Origin of the sequence: Citrobacter sp. CK194 (assembly GCF_030333395.1) — a bacterium.
Lineage (GTDB): Bacteria > Pseudomonadota > Gammaproteobacteria > Enterobacterales > Enterobacteriaceae > Citrobacter_B > Citrobacter_B koseri.
This window is the reverse complement of the sequence record NZ_JAOWGA010000018.1, coordinates 448,870-464,086: the sequence shown is the minus strand read 5'-3', so window position 1 is coordinate 464,086 and position 15,217 is coordinate 448,870. Positions and strand designations below refer to the sequence as shown.

Annotated in this window: 17 protein-coding genes and 1 pseudogene; 14 read left to right on the top strand and 4 right to left on the bottom strand. The window is 56.7% G+C overall.

The annotated features are described in order from the left end of the window. Positions 1-202: 202 nt before the first annotated feature. Positions 203-1,504 (bottom strand): CYTH domain-containing protein, encoded by a 1,302-nt coding sequence (locus OGX80_RS13975; protein ID WP_058668121.1) that lies wholly within the window; start codon positions 1,502-1,504, stop codon positions 203-205. Positions 1,505-1,745: 241 nt separating this feature from the next. Here OGX80_RS13975 and OGX80_RS13970 point away from each other — a divergent pair, with 241 nt between their 5' ends. The 3 genes and pseudogenes from OGX80_RS13970 to OGX80_RS22425 form a co-directional block, all read left to right on the top strand. Then, complete coding sequence (locus OGX80_RS13970) at positions 1,746-2,366, top strand: TIGR04211 family SH3 domain-containing protein (RefSeq protein ID WP_012135182.1); 621 nt, start codon at positions 1,746-1,748, stop codon at positions 2,364-2,366. A 64-nt stretch (positions 2,367-2,430) separates the two neighbouring features. Continuing rightward, positions 2,431-3,672, top strand: a complete 1,242-nt coding sequence (locus tag OGX80_RS13965; protein WP_058668122.1) for a multifunctional CCA addition/repair protein — start codon at positions 2,431-2,433, stop codon at positions 3,670-3,672. Continuing rightward, positions 3,668-3,781: pseudogene (locus OGX80_RS22425) on the top strand (hypothetical protein); the annotation flags it as partial. The gene OGX80_RS13965 and the pseudogene OGX80_RS22425, both read left to right, overlap by 5 nt. Before the next feature lie 91 nt (positions 3,782-3,872). On the opposite strand, the gene bacA reads toward OGX80_RS22425, so the two are convergent. Then, the gene (bacA, locus tag OGX80_RS13960) at positions 3,873-4,691 is read right to left on the bottom strand and encodes an undecaprenyl-diphosphate phosphatase (protein WP_012135186.1); all 819 of its coding nucleotides are present in this window, start codon (positions 4,689-4,691) and stop codon (positions 3,873-3,875) included. A 90-nt stretch (positions 4,692-4,781) separates the two neighbouring features. Then, complete coding sequence (gene folB, locus OGX80_RS13955) at positions 4,782-5,150, bottom strand: bifunctional dihydroneopterin aldolase/7,8-dihydroneopterin epimerase (RefSeq protein ID WP_012135187.1); 369 nt, start codon at positions 5,148-5,150, stop codon at positions 4,782-4,784. A 106-nt stretch (positions 5,151-5,256) separates the two neighbouring features. On the opposite strand from folB, the gene plsY reads away from it, so the two are divergent. Next, positions 5,257-5,874 (top strand): glycerol-3-phosphate 1-O-acyltransferase PlsY, encoded by a 618-nt coding sequence (gene plsY, locus OGX80_RS13950; RefSeq protein WP_012135188.1) that lies wholly within the window; start codon positions 5,257-5,259, stop codon positions 5,872-5,874. A 103-nt stretch (positions 5,875-5,977) separates the two neighbouring features. Here plsY and ttdR read toward each other — a convergent pair whose 3' ends face one another. Continuing rightward, positions 5,978-6,913, bottom strand: coding sequence for an L-tartrate utilization transcriptional activator TtdR (gene ttdR / locus OGX80_RS13945; RefSeq protein WP_115181097.1), 936 nt, complete (start codon positions 6,911-6,913; stop codon positions 5,978-5,980). A gap of 210 nt (positions 6,914-7,123) precedes the next feature. On the opposite strand from ttdR, the gene ttdA reads away from it, so the two are divergent. The 10 genes from ttdA (at position 7,124) to ureG (ending at position 15,206) form a co-directional block, all read left to right on the top strand. Further along, complete coding sequence (gene ttdA, locus OGX80_RS13940) at positions 7,124-8,035, top strand: L(+)-tartrate dehydratase subunit alpha (protein WP_012135190.1); 912 nt, start codon at positions 7,124-7,126, stop codon at positions 8,033-8,035. Beyond that, positions 8,032-8,637, top strand: coding sequence for a L(+)-tartrate dehydratase subunit beta (gene ttdB / locus OGX80_RS13935; protein ID WP_012135191.1), 606 nt, complete (start codon positions 8,032-8,034; stop codon positions 8,635-8,637). Before ttdA ends, ttdB begins: the two co-directional genes overlap by 4 nt. A gap of 48 nt (positions 8,638-8,685) precedes the next feature. Beyond that, the gene (locus OGX80_RS13930) at positions 8,686-10,149 is read left to right on the top strand and encodes an anion permease (RefSeq protein WP_233644158.1); all 1,464 of its coding nucleotides are present in this window, start codon (positions 8,686-8,688) and stop codon (positions 10,147-10,149) included. Between the two features lie 123 nt (positions 10,150-10,272). Further along, the gene (locus OGX80_RS13925) at positions 10,273-11,097 is read left to right on the top strand and encodes an urease accessory protein UreD (protein ID WP_200029912.1); all 825 of its coding nucleotides are present in this window, start codon (positions 10,273-10,275) and stop codon (positions 11,095-11,097) included. Positions 11,098-11,107: 10 nt separating this feature from the next. Then, positions 11,108-11,410, top strand: a complete 303-nt coding sequence (locus OGX80_RS13920) for an urease subunit gamma (protein ID WP_042289336.1) — start codon at positions 11,108-11,110, stop codon at positions 11,408-11,410. Between the two features lie 10 nt (positions 11,411-11,420). After that, positions 11,421-11,741, top strand: coding sequence for an urease subunit beta (locus tag OGX80_RS13915; protein WP_012135195.1), 321 nt, complete (start codon positions 11,421-11,423; stop codon positions 11,739-11,741). Next, the gene (gene ureC / locus OGX80_RS13910) at positions 11,734-13,437 is read left to right on the top strand and encodes an urease subunit alpha (protein WP_047461135.1); all 1,704 of its coding nucleotides are present in this window, start codon (positions 11,734-11,736) and stop codon (positions 13,435-13,437) included. Before OGX80_RS13915 ends, ureC begins: the two co-directional genes overlap by 8 nt. A 9-nt stretch (positions 13,438-13,446) precedes the next feature. Beyond that, entirely contained in the window at positions 13,447-13,905 is a 459-nt protein-coding gene (gene ureE / locus OGX80_RS13905; protein ID WP_012135197.1) for an urease accessory protein UreE, read from the top strand. Continuing rightward, on the top strand, positions 13,905-14,579 hold the full coding sequence (locus tag OGX80_RS13900) for an urease accessory protein UreF (RefSeq protein ID WP_115181094.1): 675 nt from the start codon (positions 13,905-13,907) through the stop codon (positions 14,577-14,579). The genes ureE and OGX80_RS13900 overlap by 1 nt, the downstream gene beginning before the upstream one ends. A 9-nt stretch (positions 14,580-14,588) precedes the next feature. Then, a complete protein-coding gene (ureG, locus tag OGX80_RS13895; RefSeq protein WP_114848347.1) occupies positions 14,589-15,206 on the top strand; it encodes an urease accessory protein UreG in 618 nt (205 codons plus the stop codon). Positions 15,207-15,217 lie beyond the last annotated feature (11 nt).

Below are 15,217 nucleotides of genomic sequence, written 5' to 3'. Positions count from 1 at the left end.
ATCAAGCGTCTGACATTGCCGGATGGCGGCGTAACGCCTTATCCGGCCTACAAAACCTGTGCGCCGTAGGCCTGATAAGATGCGCAGCATCACCATCAGGCGTCTGACATTGCCGGATGGCGGCGTAACGCCTTATCCGACCTACAAAACCTGTGCCCGTAGGCCTGATAAGATGCGCAGCATCGCCATCAGGCGTTACTGGTTATCGTTTTCCGCTATGCAGCCAGAACGGCTCCTGGAAGATCGCCTCATTGCGGAAGTGTTCAACTTCAATGCGCTGCCCTGTCACAATCGCGTGGCGCAGGCCCTGCCAGTTCTCCAGCCAGGCCTGTACCGCATTCGCGTCGTAATAACCTGCCAGCAGCAAAATGCTGTCGATATCGCGGGTCAGGCGCGGAAGCTGATCGCGATACCGATCGCCCAACGGCTGCCCGAAAGTCGCTTTCAGCTCCGCCGCATGGCGCGACAGGTGAATATCGGCAAAGCGTTTGAAAGAATCGGCCATTTTCGCCTGCGCTTTGGCGTCGAGGAACGGTTGCCAGGCTTTGGTGACCAGCCATTCGGTCAGCGCCAGTTTAGCCATCGCCGTTTGCGTGCTATAGATAGCCGTAATGGCTGAAACCTCAGAGACAAGGGTCGCTTCCGACTGCGTCAGCAAATCGCGTAAGTGAGCGCTTGCTTTACGCGGTACAATGCCGCCAAACAGCATCAGCGCATGGCGAACCAGCCCCATCGCCGCCAGTACATCCGCTTTGGCGGCGTCATTTCCACGCACCCACAGCTCTTCATGGTACTGCCATTGCGACAATGCCAGCTCCAGCGCCGCTTCCAGCCCCTGCTCAATGCTGGCTTTGGCTGGCGCTTTCAGCACCGCAGTAGGTCTGATCCCACGCGGAGCATTCCCCTGCGCCAGATGATATCCCCGTGCGGCCTTGCTCAGGCTGCCCTGACGCAGACCCGCTTGCGACACCAGTTGGTTTGCCAGTTTCAACACCGCACGGGTCTCGCCACTTAACAGTTCCAGCTCCAGCTCGCAAATTGGCTCGGCACATTCTCCAGCCTTCACTTCGCCAAGATCGAGCGCGATTTCAATACGGCTGCCGTCAACGTCCACCAGCCATTTCTCACGGTAAAAATCGGTGCTAAACAGCGGCTGCACGCGTGAAGCGAGATCCGCAGGCAGCTCGCCGTTCGGCCAGACCTCCTGCGGGAGCAGTGCGAGATCCAACGTCGGCTCGCTCAGCGCAACATTGTATTCCGGCCGTTGATGTAGGCCCCCCGTAACCCGACCGGCGATTTTCATGGTCATTTCATAACGACCATTCTCGCCACGGATGCGCAGACCCATATCATGTCCACGCAACCACTTGTCCGGCGTTTCGTAGTAAATGTTCTGTAACTGGCTGGGCGCATGGTGCTCGCCGCCGAGTGTTTGCAGATGGTCACGCAACGCGTCTACAGCGTCGTGATTAACGATAAACTTTAATTCGATTTCCTGAGCCATTGCCTTGTACTTATGGGTTATGTCACATATGGGAAGAATGACGGCGAACTTAACGCGTTCTTTTTTGTCAGTAGATAGTATTTTGCGCCAAATTGCCATGCAACGAGCAATTTGACGGGCGTAAAAGTTTAAAACAGTGGCAAAGATGACACAGATGATTCCGATTGATGTCGAATGCTTTGCGTAGAGACACTGATGCCACTACTATCGTTCCACTTTTTATGACAAAAACGACAGCCTGATGCCAAAATTACGCCTGATTGGATTAACTTTACTTGCACTTAGCGCCACTGCCGTCTCCCACGCAGAAGAGAAGCGCTATGTCTCTGACGAACTGAATACCTGGGTCCGCAGCGGTCCGGGAGATAATTATCGCCTCGTGGGTACGGTGAATGCCGGCGAGGAAGTGACATTATTACAGACTGACGCCAACACGAATTACGCTCAGGTGAAAGACAGTACAGGTCGTACTGCCTGGATCCCGATGAAAGAGCTGAACAGCTCGCCCAGCCTGCGTATCCGCGTACCGGATCTGGAAAATCAGGTTAAGACGCTGACCGATAAGCTGAACAATATTGATACCACCTGGAATCAGCGCACGGCCGACATGCAGCAAAAAGTGTCGCAGAGCGACAGCGTGATTAACGGGTTGAAAGAAGAAAACCAGAAGCTGAAAAACGAGCTGATCGTGGCGCAGAAGAAAGTCAGCGCCGCCAATCTGCAACTTGATGACAAGCAGCGCACCATCATTATGCAGTGGTTCATGTATGGCGGCGGCGTGCTGGGGCTCGGCCTGCTGCTCGGTCTGGTTCTCCCGCACATGATCCCAAGCCGTAAACGCAAAGACCGCTGGATGAACTAAATCGCCTTCTCTGCCGCACTGACATATGATTAAGGGATGATTTTTTTCAGGAAGGGAAAGTGGCGTGAAGATTTATCTGGTCGGTGGTGCTGTTCGGGATGCGTTGTTAGGGCTACCGGTCAAAGATAAAGATTGGGTGGTGGTTGGCGCCACGCCGCAGGAGATGCTTGACGCGGGCTACCAGCAGGTAGGCCGCGATTTTCCCGTGTTTCTTCATCCGCAAACGCGTGAAGAGTATGCGCTGGCGCGCACCGAGCGTAAATCCGGTTCAGGCTATACCGGCTTTACCTGCTATGCCGCGCCGGACGTGACGCTGGAAGAAGACCTGCAACGTCGCGACCTCACCATTAATGCCCTCGCGCAGGATGACGACGGCCATATCGTCGATCCCTATCAGGGGCGTCGCGATCTGGACAATCGCCTGCTGCGCCATGTTTCCCCCGCCTTTAGCGAAGATCCGCTGCGCGTGTTGCGCGTGGCGCGTTTTGCCGCCCGCTACGCGCATCTCAGTTTTCGCATCGCTGATGAAACCCTGGCGTTGATGCGCGACATGACCGCCGCAGGCGAACTGGAACACCTCACGCCGGAGCGCGTATGGAAGGAGACCGAGAACGCCTTAACCACGCGCAATCCGCAGGTTTTCTTTCAGGTGCTGCGCGACTGCGGCGCGCTACGCGTTCTGTTCCCGGAAGTGGACGCGCTGTTTGGCGTTCCGGCTCCGGCAAAGTGGCACCCGGAAATCGATACCGGCATCCACACATTAATGACGTTATCAATGGCCGCCATGCTCAGCCCGAACGTTGATGTGCGTTTCGCCACGCTCTGTCACGATCTTGGCAAGGGGTTGACGCCCAAAGCGCTCTGGCCGCGCCATCATGGCCACGGCCCGGCAGGCGTAAAGCTGGTCGAGCAGTTATGCCAGCGTCTGCGTGTGCCGAATGAGATTCGGGATTTAGCCAAACTGGTGGCGGAATTCCACGATCTCATCCATACCTTCCCGATTTTGCAGCCGAAAACGATCGTGAAGCTGTTCGATTCGATTGACGCCTGGCGTAAGCCGCAGCGCGTAGAGCAAATCGCCCTGACCAGCGAGGCCGACGTGCGCGGTCGTACCGGTTTTGAGGCGTCTGACTATCCGCAAGGCCGCTGGCTGCGCGAAGCGTGGCAGGTCGCGCAGGCGGTGCCGACAAAAGAGGTGGTGGAGGCAGGCTTTAAAGGCGCGGAGATCCGCGAAGAACTCACCAGACGGCGAATTGCAGCGGTGGCTAACTGGAAGGAACGGCGTTGCCCGAAACCCGAGGCGTAAGCTCACCGTTTTGTTGCCGGATGGCGCTCCGCTTATCCGGCCAACAAAATCCAACCGTAAGCCGGATAAGGCATTTACGCCGCCATCCGGCATTAAAATCGAACCGTAGGCCGGATAAGGCATTTGCGCCGCCATCCGGCAACAAAATCGAACCGTAGGCCGGATAAGGCATTTACGCCGCCATCCGGCATCAAGCGTTATCAGAAGAAAACAACGTAGACCGCAGCAGCCACGATAAAGCGGTAAATCGCAAACGGAATAAACGAAATACGCTTAATCAATTGCAGGAAGGTTTTGATAGCGATCAGCGCCACAATGAACGCAGTCACAAATCCCACGGCGAACATGGGGATATCTTCCACCGTCAGGAACGACCAGCTCTTGTAGAGATCCAACGCCGTCGCGCCCATCATCATCGGAACAGCCAGCAGGAATGAGAATTCCGATGCGGCATAGCGACTCACCCCCATCAACATCCCACCGGAAATGGTCGCGCCGGAACGGGAAAAGCCCGGCCACAGCGCCAGACACTGGAAGCAGCCAATCATAAACGCCTGACGATACGTCATATCGTCCAGGCCCGGCGCGCGCGGCTCTTTCGGCTTCAGGCATTCCGCGGCAATCAGCAGCAGACCGCCCACGACCAGCGCATACATCACGTTGACGGGATTAAACAAAGACTTAATGGTGTCATGGAACACCAGGCCCAGCACCACGGCCGGGATCATCCCCAGCACAATATGCCCTAACGTCAGGCGCCCTTTTCCGGTGCCTTCATGCGGTTGTTTGCCAAAGTGAATGCCGATCAGGCCGAACAAACGCCGCCAGAACATCACCACCACCGCCAGGATCGATCCCAGCTGAATTACCACCTCAAACGTCTCTGCCGTATCGCCTTCAAAACCCAACAGGTGACCGACAATGATCATATGGCCCGTGCTGGAGACGGGCAAAAACTCCGTCAATCCTTCGACCACACCCAAAATTGCCGCCACCAGCAGCGAGTGTATATCGCTCATCAATAAACCCCTAAATCAAAAAAAACGAACAGCAGTTATGACTCCAGCTTTAAGACCCATATATCGCCGTTTGGTTTAAAAACTATGAAGTTAATTATTTTCTTTCAGATTATTGCCACGCTCAATGATAACGCCAACATTCGCCGCACGCGCTACGGCGCCGGGCTTACTGAGCTTGATGCGTACCCACGGAGAGTTAAAGCGGCTGAGCAGCAGATCCGCCACCTCTTCCGCTACGCGTTCGACTAACGCAAAACGGCCGCCCTCCACATGGCTGACTACCGTATCGGCAATGTCGGCATAGCTCAGACAATCCGCAACGTCGTCGCTTCTGGCTGACTTACGGTTGTCCCACGCCATTTCGATATCGAACACCAGTTTCTGTTCGATAGTTTGCTCCCAGTCGTAAACACCGATAGTGGTGATTACCGAAAGTTGCTCTATAAATACAATATCCATCACGACCTGCCTGCTTTTTGGCTAACCCGGATACCACTTCCGGCGAAATATGCGTATTATCCACAGAAGTAGCGTTTAACACGACATTTTCAAAACGGAACAGCTTATGAGTGCAATCGCGCCTGGAATGATCCTCTTCGCGTACCTCTGCGGCTCAATTTCCAGTGCCATTCTGGTCTGCCGCATTGCAGGTTTACCCGACCCGCGTCAGAGTGGCTCCGGTAACCCTGGCGCGACCAATGTGTTACGCATAGGGGGCAAGGGAGCAGCCGTAGCGGTACTGATTTTCGACGTCCTCAAAGGCATGCTGCCCGTCTGGGGCGCTTATGCATTAGGTGTAACCCCTTTCTGGTTGGGCCTGATTGCCATCGCCGCCTGTCTGGGGCACATCTGGCCGGTCTTTTTTGGCTTCAAAGGCGGAAAAGGCGTCGCGACCGCATTCGGCGCGATCGCGCCCATCGGCTGGGACTTAACTGGCGTGATGGCGGGTACCTGGCTGCTGACCGTCTTACTGAGCGGTTACTCGTCATTGGGCGCGATCGTCAGCGCGCTGATTGCGCCATTCTACGTGTGGTGGTTTAAACCCCAGTTCACCTTCCCGGTCTCTATGCTGTCTTGCCTGATTTTGCTGCGCCACCATGACAACATCCAGCGCCTGTGGCGTCGTCAGGAGACGAAGATCTGGACGAAACTCAAGAAGAAGCGCGAGAAAGATCCGCAGTAGCTTTTTACACCACGCCGTAGGCCGGGTAAGGCGAAGCCGCCATCGGGCACATACGCATCGCCGGATGGCGACGCAAAGCGTCTTATCCGGCCTACAGATAGCTTCACCACGCCACCTGATATCCCTCGTCTGGCTTGCCGAGTCGCTTCTGGCACCATGCCGCCAGAAACTCCACACATACCCGTAACTTTACGCTGCGGTACAGCGGTTCCTGATAGACCGCCCAGATATTGGCGCTCTGCGCATACTCCGGCAATACCCTCACCAGTTTACCGCTCGCCAGAAACGGCTGCACATCCCACTCTGAACGCAGCATGATCCCTTTGCCCTCCAGCGCCCACTGCAAAACAATTTCACCGCTATTGGAAGAGAGGTGTCCGGTTACTTTCACTGATTTTTTCTCTTGCCCGTTCCCCAGTTCCCATATGCCGTGGGTCATATCACGTTCTTTTGTCACCAGACAATCATGACCGCTTAATTCTTGTAAGGTTTTCGGCTCAGGATATTTCTGGAGATATTCGGGAGACGCGCATAATATTCTTTTATTTTTTGTTAACAAATGCGCAATATAATAATCAGGAATTTCATCGTTAATCCGAATATCCAGATCGATATTATCCTGTACCAAATCAATTTGCCGATCGAAGAGTTCAAAGTGAACCTGTAATTCAGGATAATTGCGCATCAGGTCGGTAATGGCAGGTGCAATATAACTGCGGCCAAAACCAAAACTACAGCCAATGCGAATCATTCCCTCCGGGCGCGTTTTAATTTGCGTCACCTCATCCACCAGCCGCTGATAGTGCGTGAGGAGCTTCAGCGCATGTTCATAGCAGCGTTGCCCGCTTTCCGTCAGCGCAACACCTCTTGCCGAGCGGTTCAGCAGCGTGGTGGCAAGGGTTGTCTCAAGAATCTGAATCCGTTTCGTCACGAACGCGGGCGTTTGCCCCAGCGCCGCCGCTGCCGCGCTAAAGCTTCCCGTATGGACAATTTCAACCAAAACCTGTAGGTCTTTGGCTAAGGGATAGTTGTTCAGCATCTGTCGGTTATCCGTGATTTTAATACGCGCAGTGTAAATCTCTTAACGTCGTTAAACCCTGCCTTTGCTCAATTTTCATCACCTTTCTGTGGTGTGATTCACGAACTGTTAATTGCATATACACAGTGACAAAAAATATAAAACCACACATTTAGTGGTAGTTTACTCCAGAGAATTTATTTCCAGATTAATAAAAGAACTGGAGTTGATATGATGAGCAATCAAAATAACCAAAATGCGGTTACTACGTTGACGGATATTGTCGCTAATTTTACCGCCATGATCTCCACCCGAATGCCCGATGACGTCGTCGATAAATTAAAACAGCTGCGTGATGCCGAAACCTCATCGATGGGAAACATTATCTACCACACGATGTTCGATAACATGCAGAAAGCAATCGACCTGAACCGCCCGGCCTGCCAGGACACGGGCGAAATTATGTTCTTCGTGAAGGTCGGTTCCCGCTTCCCGCTGCTGGGCGAGCTGCAAAGTATTCTTAAGCAGGCCGTGGAAGACGCCACCGTAAAAGCGCCGCTACGCCATAACGCGGTCGAAATTTTCGACGAAGTGAATACCGGCAAAAACACCGGCAGCGGCGTGCCGTGGGTCACCTGGGAGATTATTCCCGATGGCGACGATGCGGAAATTGAAGTTTATATGGCGGGCGGCGGTTGCACGCTGCCGGGGCGTTCCAAAGTGCTGATGCCTTCCGAAGGCTACGAAGGCGTGGTGAAATTCGTCTTTGAAAACATCTCCACGCTGGCGGTCAATGCCTGTCCACCGGTACTGGTCGGCGTGGGCATCGCAACCTCCGTCGAAACCGCCGCCGTGCTTTCCCGCAAAGCGATTCTGCGCCCGATAGGCACCCGTCATCCGAATCCAAAGGCAGCAGAGCTTGAGCTGCGGCTGGAAGAAGGGCTAAACCGCCTGGGAATCGGCCCACAAGGGCTGACCGGCAACAGCTCGGTGATGGGCGTACACATCGAATCCGCCGCCCGTCATCCGTCAACCATTGGCGTGGCTGTCTCCACCGGCTGCTGGGCGCACCGTCGCGGTACGCTGCTGGTTCATTCTGACCTCTCCTTCGAAAACCTGTCCCACACCCGGAGCGCGTTATGAAAAAGATCCTCACTACCCCGATCAAAGCCGAAGACCTGGAAGATATCCGCGTTGGCGATGTGATCTACCTGACCGGAACGCTGGTGACCTGTCGCGACGTTTGTCACCGCCGCCTGATCGAACTCAAGCGCCCTATTCCTTACGATCTCAATGGCAAAGCGATTTTCCACGCCGGGCCGATTGTGCGTAAAAACGGTGATAAATGGGAGATGGTCTCCGTCGGCCCGACCACCAGCATGCGTATGGAAGCCTTTGAAAAAGAGTTCATTGAGCAGACCGGCGTGAAGCTGGTGGTCGGAAAAGGCGGGATGGGGCCGCTGACCGAAGAAGGCTGCCAGAAATTCAAAGCGCTGCATGTCATCTTCCCGGCTGGCTGCGCGGTGCTGGCGGCGACCCAGGTCGAAGAGATAGAAGAGGTGCACTGGACGGAACTCGGCATGCCGGAATCGCTGTGGGTTTGCCGGGTGAAAGAGTTCGGGCCGCTGATTGTTTCTATCGATACCCACGGCAACAACCTGATCGCCGACAACAAAAAACAGTTCGCCGAGCGTCGCGGTCCCATCGTTGACGAGATCTGCGAGTACGTGCACTACATCAAATAACCCTTCAGGAGAGGCGCTACGCCTCTCCCTTTTCTCAGGGATACGACAATGGCACCTTTATCTGGTTGGTGGCGATACCTGGCTCCACTGGTGGTCATCGCCATTATTGCTGTTTTGCCCGTCCCCACCGGTCTTGAGAGCCACACCTGGCTCTATTTTGCGGTCTTTACCGGCGTCATTGTGGGACTCATTCTGGAACCTGTACCGGGCGCGGTCGTGGCGATGATCGGGATTTCGATCATTGCCGTTCTGTCGCCGTGGCTGCTGTTCAGTCCCGATCAGCTCGCGCAGGATGGTTTTAAATTTACCGCCAAAGCCCTCTCGTGGGCGGTGTCTGGTTTTTCTAACTCGGTTATCTGGCTGATTTTCGCCGCCTTTATGTTTGGCACCGGCTATGAAAAAACCGGTCTCGGTCGGCGAATTGCGCTGATGCTGGTGAAGAAGATGGGCCATCGCACGCTGTTTCTTGGCTATGCGGTGATGTTTTCCGAGCTGATCCTCGCCCCGGTCACGCCGTCTAACTCCGCGCGCGGCGCCGGGATCATCTACCCGATTATCCGCAACCTGCCGCCGCTCTATAACTCGCAGCCTAACGACGCCAGTTCCCGCTCCATTGGCTCGTATATTATGTGGATGGGCATCACCGCCGACTGCGTTACCAGCGCCATTTTCCTGACGGCGATGGCGCCTAACCTGTTGCTGATTGGCCTGATGAAAAGCGCATCCCATACGGCGCTAAGCTGGGGCGACTGGTTCTCAGGAATGCTGCCACTAAGCATTCTGCTGGTATTGCTGGTTCCGTGGCTGGCCTACGTGCTGTATCCGCCAGTACTGAAGTCGGGCGACCAGGTGCCGCGCTGGGCGGAAGCAGAGCTAAAGGAGATGGGCCCGCTCTGCTCGCGCGAGAAAAAGATGCTGGTGCTGATGGTCGGCGCGCTGGTGCTGTGGATCTTCGGCAGCGATTACATTGATGCCGCGATGGTCGGTTATAGCGTGGTGGCATTGATGCTGGTATTACGCATCATCTCCTGGGATGACATCGTCAGCAATAAAGCGGCATGGAACGTTTTCTTCTGGCTGGCCTCGCTGATTACGCTCGCCACCGGACTGAACAATACCGGCTTTATCACCTGGTTTGGCAAACTGCTGGCAAACGGGCTAAGCGGCTATTCGCCGATGATGGTGATGGTCGCGCTCATCGTGGTGTTTTATCTGTTACGCTACTTTTTTGCCAGCGCCACCGCTTATACCTCCGCGCTGGCGCCGATGATGATTGCCGCTGCGCTGGCGATGCCGGACATCCCCTTACCGGTGTTTTGCCTGATGGTCGGCGCCGCCATTGGTCTGGGCAGCATTCTCACCCCCTATGCGACCGGCCCAAGCCCCATCTACTACGGTAGCGGTTATCTGCCGACGGTGGATTACTGGCGGTTGGGCGCTATTTTTGGCCTGATCTTCCTGGTTCTGCTGGTAATGACCGGCCTTGTCTGGATGCCTCTCGTTTTGCTGTAAACCTCGTTGGGGCGGCATGACGCCGCCTCTTTTTTCCATAAGCTTCTCGTATGACCGTTTTCCCGATGCGCTGAGGCATACTTTTTTGTATGCACCTCCCCTCACGCTGATAAGGGAAACGCTCTGGACACCGTTGCGCACAAGACTCTCACACGGGGCTGGCAGGCCGAACTGGATCTGCGGTTTACCCGCGCCGCGCATAAAACAGTGCTCACTTCGGCGCGACACGTCGGCCCGCTGACGGTACAGCGTCCGTTTTACCCGGAAGACGACGTTTGCCACCTCTATTTGCTTCATCCGCCGGGCGGCATTGTCGGGGGCGATGAACTCACGATTTCCGCCACGCTTGCAACAGACAGCCATGCGTTAATCACCCAGCCTGGCGCAGGGAAGTTTTACCGCAGTCGCGGCCCTCAGGCGCAGCTGCGGCAGGATTTTTATCTCGCCCCGCAGGCCACGCTGGAGTGGCTGCCGCAGGATACGATCCTTTTTCCCGGCGCGAACGCTAACATCCAGTCGGTCTTTCATCTGGCGCAAGAGAGCCGGCTGCTGGCCTGGGATCTGCTCTGTCTGGGGCGACCGGTGATGCAGGAGACCTTCAGCCACGGCACGCTGCGCAACCGCCTGGAAGTATGGCGGGACGGTACGCCGCTATTAATAGAAAGGCTGCATCTTGAGGGAGGAAACCTGCACACCGTCGCCAGACATCCCTGGAGCGGTACGCTGCTCTGTTATCCCGCCACGGAAAAGATGCTGGACGGCGTACGCGAGCAAATTGCCCCCCTCGGCGACTACGCTGGCGCGACGCTGATTGATTCACTGCTGGCCCTGCGCTTTCTCGGGCACGACAACCTGCTTATCCAGCGCGTTATGCGCGCCGTCTGGCAATCCTTACGACCACAACTGACCCAAAAACCGCCACTCCTGCCCCGTATCTGGCAGACATAAGAGAATCACTATGGAACTGACTCCCAGAGAAAAAGACAAGCTGTTGCTCTTTACCGCCGCGCTGGTGGCGGAGCGTCGTCTGGCGCGTGGACTGAAGCTGAACTACCCGGAATCGGTGGCGCTGATCAGCGCTTTCATTATGGAAGGCGCCCGCGACGGCAAAAGCGTGGCGTCACTGATGGAAGACGGTCGCCATGTGTTGACCCGCGATCAGGTGATGGAGGGCGTGCCGGAAATGATCCCGGATATTCAGGTTGAAGCCACCTTTCCAGACGGCTCGAAACTGGTCACCGTTCATAACCCGATCGTATAAAGGAGGAACCATGATTCCAGGCGAATACAGGATCTCCACGGGAAACATCGCGATCAATACAGGCAGAGAAACCTGCACGATCGTGGTTGAGAATCATGGCGATCGCCCGGTTCAGGTCGGATCACACTATCACTTTTACGAGGTCAACCCCGCATTACGCTTTGACAGGCAAGCCGCACGCGGTTTTCGCCTGAACATCCCCGCAGGCACGGCAGTGCGTTTTGAGCCGGGGCAAAAACGCGAGGTCGAACTGGTGCGCGTCGCCGGGGCACAGCGTATTTTTGGTTTTCGCGGCGAAGTAATGGGCTCTCTGGAGGCAGACAATGACTGAGATTTCCCGGCAGGCTTACGCCGACATGTTTGGCCCGACGACCGGCGACCGGGTGCGTCTGGCGGATACCGAACTGTGGATCGAAGTCGAAAACGATCTCACGACCTACGGCGAAGAGGTGAAATTCGGCGGCGGCAAAGTGATCCGCGACGGTATGGGCCAGGGGCAGATGCGTGCTCGCGCGTGTGTGGATCTGGTGATCACCAACGCGCTGATCGTCGATCACTGGGGGATCGTCAAGGCGGACATCGGCATCAAAGACGGCAGGATCTTCGCCATCGGCAAAGCCGGTAACCCGGATATTCAGCCCAATGTGACGATCCCAATTGGCGTCGGCACGGAGGCGATCGCCGGTGAAGGAAAGATCGTTACCGCAGGCGGCGTGGACACGCATATTCACTGGATCTGCCCGCAGCAGGCGGAAGAGGCGCTGGTCTCTGGCGTGACGACCATGATTGGCGGCGGCACCGGCCCGGCAGCGGGCACCAATGCCACCACCTGCACGCCTGGCCCGTGGTACATCGCCCGCATGTTGCAGGCGGCGGACAGCCTGCCGGTGAATATCGGTTTTCTCGGCAAAGGGAATGGCTCGAACCCGGACGCGCTGCGTGAGCAGATTGCCGCCGGCGCGATCGGCCTGAAGATCCACGAGGACTGGGGCGCGACGCCTGCGGCGATCGACTGTGCGCTGACCGTGGCTGAAGAGATGGATATTCAGGTCGCGCTGCACAGCGACACGTTAAACGAGTCCGGTTTCGTCGAGGACACGCTGGCGGCAATTGGCGATCGCACGATCCATACCTTTCATACCGAAGGGGCGGGAGGCGGTCACGCCCCGGATATTATCACCGCCTGCGCGCATCCCCATATTCTCCCCTCCTCCACCAACCCGACGCTGCCTTATACCGTCAACACCATTGACGAACACCTCGATATGCTGATGGTCTGCCACCATCTCGACCCGGATATCGCCGAAGATGTGGCGTTTGCCGAGTCGCGTATTCGTCGGGAAACCATCGCCGCCGAAGATGTGCTGCACGATCTCGGCGCCTTTTCCCTGACCTCGTCGGATTCCCAGGCAATGGGACGAGTGGGCGAAGTCATTCTGCGAACCTGGCAGGTGGCGCACCGGATGAAAGTACAACGCGGCCCGTTAGCGGAGGAGACGGGCGATAACGACAACCAGCGCGTAAAACGCTACATCGCCAAGTACACGATAAACCCGGCGCTAACCCACGGCATCGCCCATGAGGTCGGTTCTGTTGAGGCCGGAAAGCTGGCGGATCTGGTGCTCTGGTCTCCGGCCTTTTTTGGCGTAAAACCCGCAACACTCATCAAAGGCGGGATGATTGTCTGCGCGCCGATGGGTGATATCAACGCCTCGATTCCCACACCGCAACCGGTGCATTACCGGCCGATGTTTGGCGCGCTTGGCGCGGCGCGTCATCACTGTCGCCTGACCTTTCTTTCTCAGGCTGCGGTTGAAAACGGCATTGCGCAGCAGCTCAACTTACGCAGCGCCACCGCCGTCGTGAAAGGCTGCCGGACGGTAAAAAAAGCCGACATGATCCACAACAGCCTGCAACCCAACATCACCGTTGACGCCCAGACTTACGAGGTGCGCATTGACGGTGAGCCGATCACCAGCGAACCGGCAGACGTGTTGCCGATGGCCCAGCGTTATTTTTTATTTTGAGGAGACGATATGCTGTATCTGACGCAACGTATTGAAACGCCCGCCGCCGTCACGGCAACGCTGACGCTCCCCATTGATGTCCGCGTCAAAAGCCGGGCGAAGGTAGTGCTGGGCGACGGACGCGAAGCCGGTTTACTGCTGCCGCGCGGTTTGCTGTTACGCGGCGGCGATCGCCTGAGTACGGAAGATGGCGCAGAGGTGGTGGAGATCATCGCCGCAAACGAAGCCGTTTCGGTCGTGCGCTGCGCCGATCCGTTCCTGCTCGCCAAAGCCTGCTACCACCTGGGCAACCGCCACGTTCCGCTGCAAATTCTGCCTGACGAGCTGCGCTATCACCACGATCACGTACTGGACGACATGCTGCGCCAGTTCAGCTTAGAGGTGACTTTCGCGCATCTGCCCTTTGAACCGGAGGCGGGGGCATATGCCAGCGAATCTCACGGCCATCACCACGGCCACGCCCACTGATGACTGACGCCAGACAACGGCTGCGCCTGATGCAGCTCGCCAGCAGCAGTTTACCGGTGGGATCGTTTACCTGGTCTCAGGGGCTGGAGTGGGCGGTGGAGATCGGCTGGGTGAAAAACGCGGAAGACTTTGCGCACTGGCAAACGCAACAGCTGGAGCAGAACTTTTTTACCGTCGACCTGCCGATTTTCGCCCGGTTATACCACGCCTGTGAACGGAATGACGTTACCGCCGCTCGCCGCTGGAGCGCATATCTGCTGGCCTGTCGGGAAACCCGGGAACTGCGCGAAGAAGAGCGCAGCCGGGGGGCGGCGTTTACACGCCTGGTGGTGGACTGGGTGCCGGACTGCCCGCAGACGTGGCGTCCGCTTTTTGCCGACAGCCAGCTCTGCGGTATGGCGTGGCTGGGCGTGCGCTGGCGCATCCCGCTGACGGATCTGGCGTTAAGCCTCGGCTACAGCTGGTTAGAAAGCGCGGTGATGGCGGGGGTGAAGCTGGTGCCCTTCGGACAACAGGCGGCGCAGCAGCTCATTCTTTCGCTTTGCGACCATTACGCGCAGGGTATGGCGCAGGCGCTGGCTCGCCCGGATGCGGATCTGGGCTCATCCACGCCGCTGTCCGCCATCGCTTCTGCCCGTCACGAAACACAATATTGCCGATTATTTCGCTCCTGAGGAGACACGATGAACAACTATAAACATCCCCTGCGCGTCGGCGTGGGCGGTCCGGTGGGTTCCGGTAAAACCGCCCTGCTGGAAGCGTTATGCAAAGCGATGCGCGATACCTATCAACTGGCGGTGGTGACTAACGATATTTATACCAAAGAGGATCAGCGCATTCTTACCGAAGCGGGCGCGCTGGCGCCGGAAAGGATTGTCGGCGTGGAAACCGGCGGTTGTCCGCATACCGCCATTCGCGAAGACGCCTCAATGAACCTGGCGGCGGTGGAAGCATTAAGCGAGACATTCGGCAACCTGGATCTGATCTTTGTCGAGAGCGGCGGCGATAACCTGAGCGCCACCTTCAGCCCGGAGCTGGCCGATCTGACGATCTATGTGATCGACGTGGCCGAAGGCGAGAAGATCCCGCGTAAAGGCGGGCCGGGGATTACCAAATCCGATTTTCTGGTGATCAACAAAACGGATCTGGCGCCGTATGTGGGCGCGTCGCTGGAGGTGATGGCGCGCGATACAATGCGTATGCGCGGGGATCGGCCGTGGGCGTTTACCAACCTGAAAGCCGGTGACGGCCTGGCGACGATTATTGCGTTTCTGGAAGATAAAGGGATGTTGCGGGTGTAGCGTTTTTTATC

Excerpts from the sequence above, each read along its gene's own strand:
- OGX80_RS13975 (WP_058668121.1), bottom strand. The coding sequence starts at position 1,504 with ATGGCTCAGGAAATCGAATTAAAGTTTATCGTTAATCACGACGCTGTA.
- OGX80_RS13970 (WP_012135182.1), top strand. The coding sequence starts at position 1,746 with ATGCCAAAATTACGCCTGATTGGATTAACTTTACTTGCACTTAGCGCC.
- bacA (WP_012135186.1), bottom strand. The coding sequence starts at position 4,691 with ATGAGCGATATACACTCGCTGCTGGTGGCGGCAATTTTGGGTGTGGTC.
- folB (WP_012135187.1), bottom strand. The coding sequence starts at position 5,150 with ATGGATATTGTATTTATAGAGCAACTTTCGGTAATCACCACTATCGGT.
- plsY (WP_012135188.1), top strand. The coding sequence starts at position 5,257 with ATGAGTGCAATCGCGCCTGGAATGATCCTCTTCGCGTACCTCTGCGGC.
- ttdR (WP_115181097.1), bottom strand. The coding sequence starts at position 6,913 with ATGCTGAACAACTATCCCTTAGCCAAAGACCTACAGGTTTTGGTTGAA.
- ttdA (WP_012135190.1), top strand. The coding sequence starts at position 7,124 with ATGATGAGCAATCAAAATAACCAAAATGCGGTTACTACGTTGACGGAT.
- ttdB (WP_012135191.1), top strand. The coding sequence starts at position 8,032 with ATGAAAAAGATCCTCACTACCCCGATCAAAGCCGAAGACCTGGAAGAT.
- OGX80_RS13930 (WP_233644158.1), top strand. The coding sequence starts at position 8,686 with ATGGCACCTTTATCTGGTTGGTGGCGATACCTGGCTCCACTGGTGGTC.
- OGX80_RS13920 (WP_042289336.1), top strand. The coding sequence starts at position 11,108 with ATGGAACTGACTCCCAGAGAAAAAGACAAGCTGTTGCTCTTTACCGCC.
- OGX80_RS13915 (WP_012135195.1), top strand. The coding sequence starts at position 11,421 with ATGATTCCAGGCGAATACAGGATCTCCACGGGAAACATCGCGATCAAT.
- ureC (WP_047461135.1), top strand. The coding sequence starts at position 11,734 with ATGACTGAGATTTCCCGGCAGGCTTACGCCGACATGTTTGGCCCGACG.
- ureE (WP_012135197.1), top strand. The coding sequence starts at position 13,447 with ATGCTGTATCTGACGCAACGTATTGAAACGCCCGCCGCCGTCACGGCA.
- OGX80_RS13900 (WP_115181094.1), top strand. The coding sequence starts at position 13,905 with ATGACTGACGCCAGACAACGGCTGCGCCTGATGCAGCTCGCCAGCAGC.
- ureG (WP_114848347.1), top strand. The coding sequence starts at position 14,589 with ATGAACAACTATAAACATCCCCTGCGCGTCGGCGTGGGCGGTCCGGTG.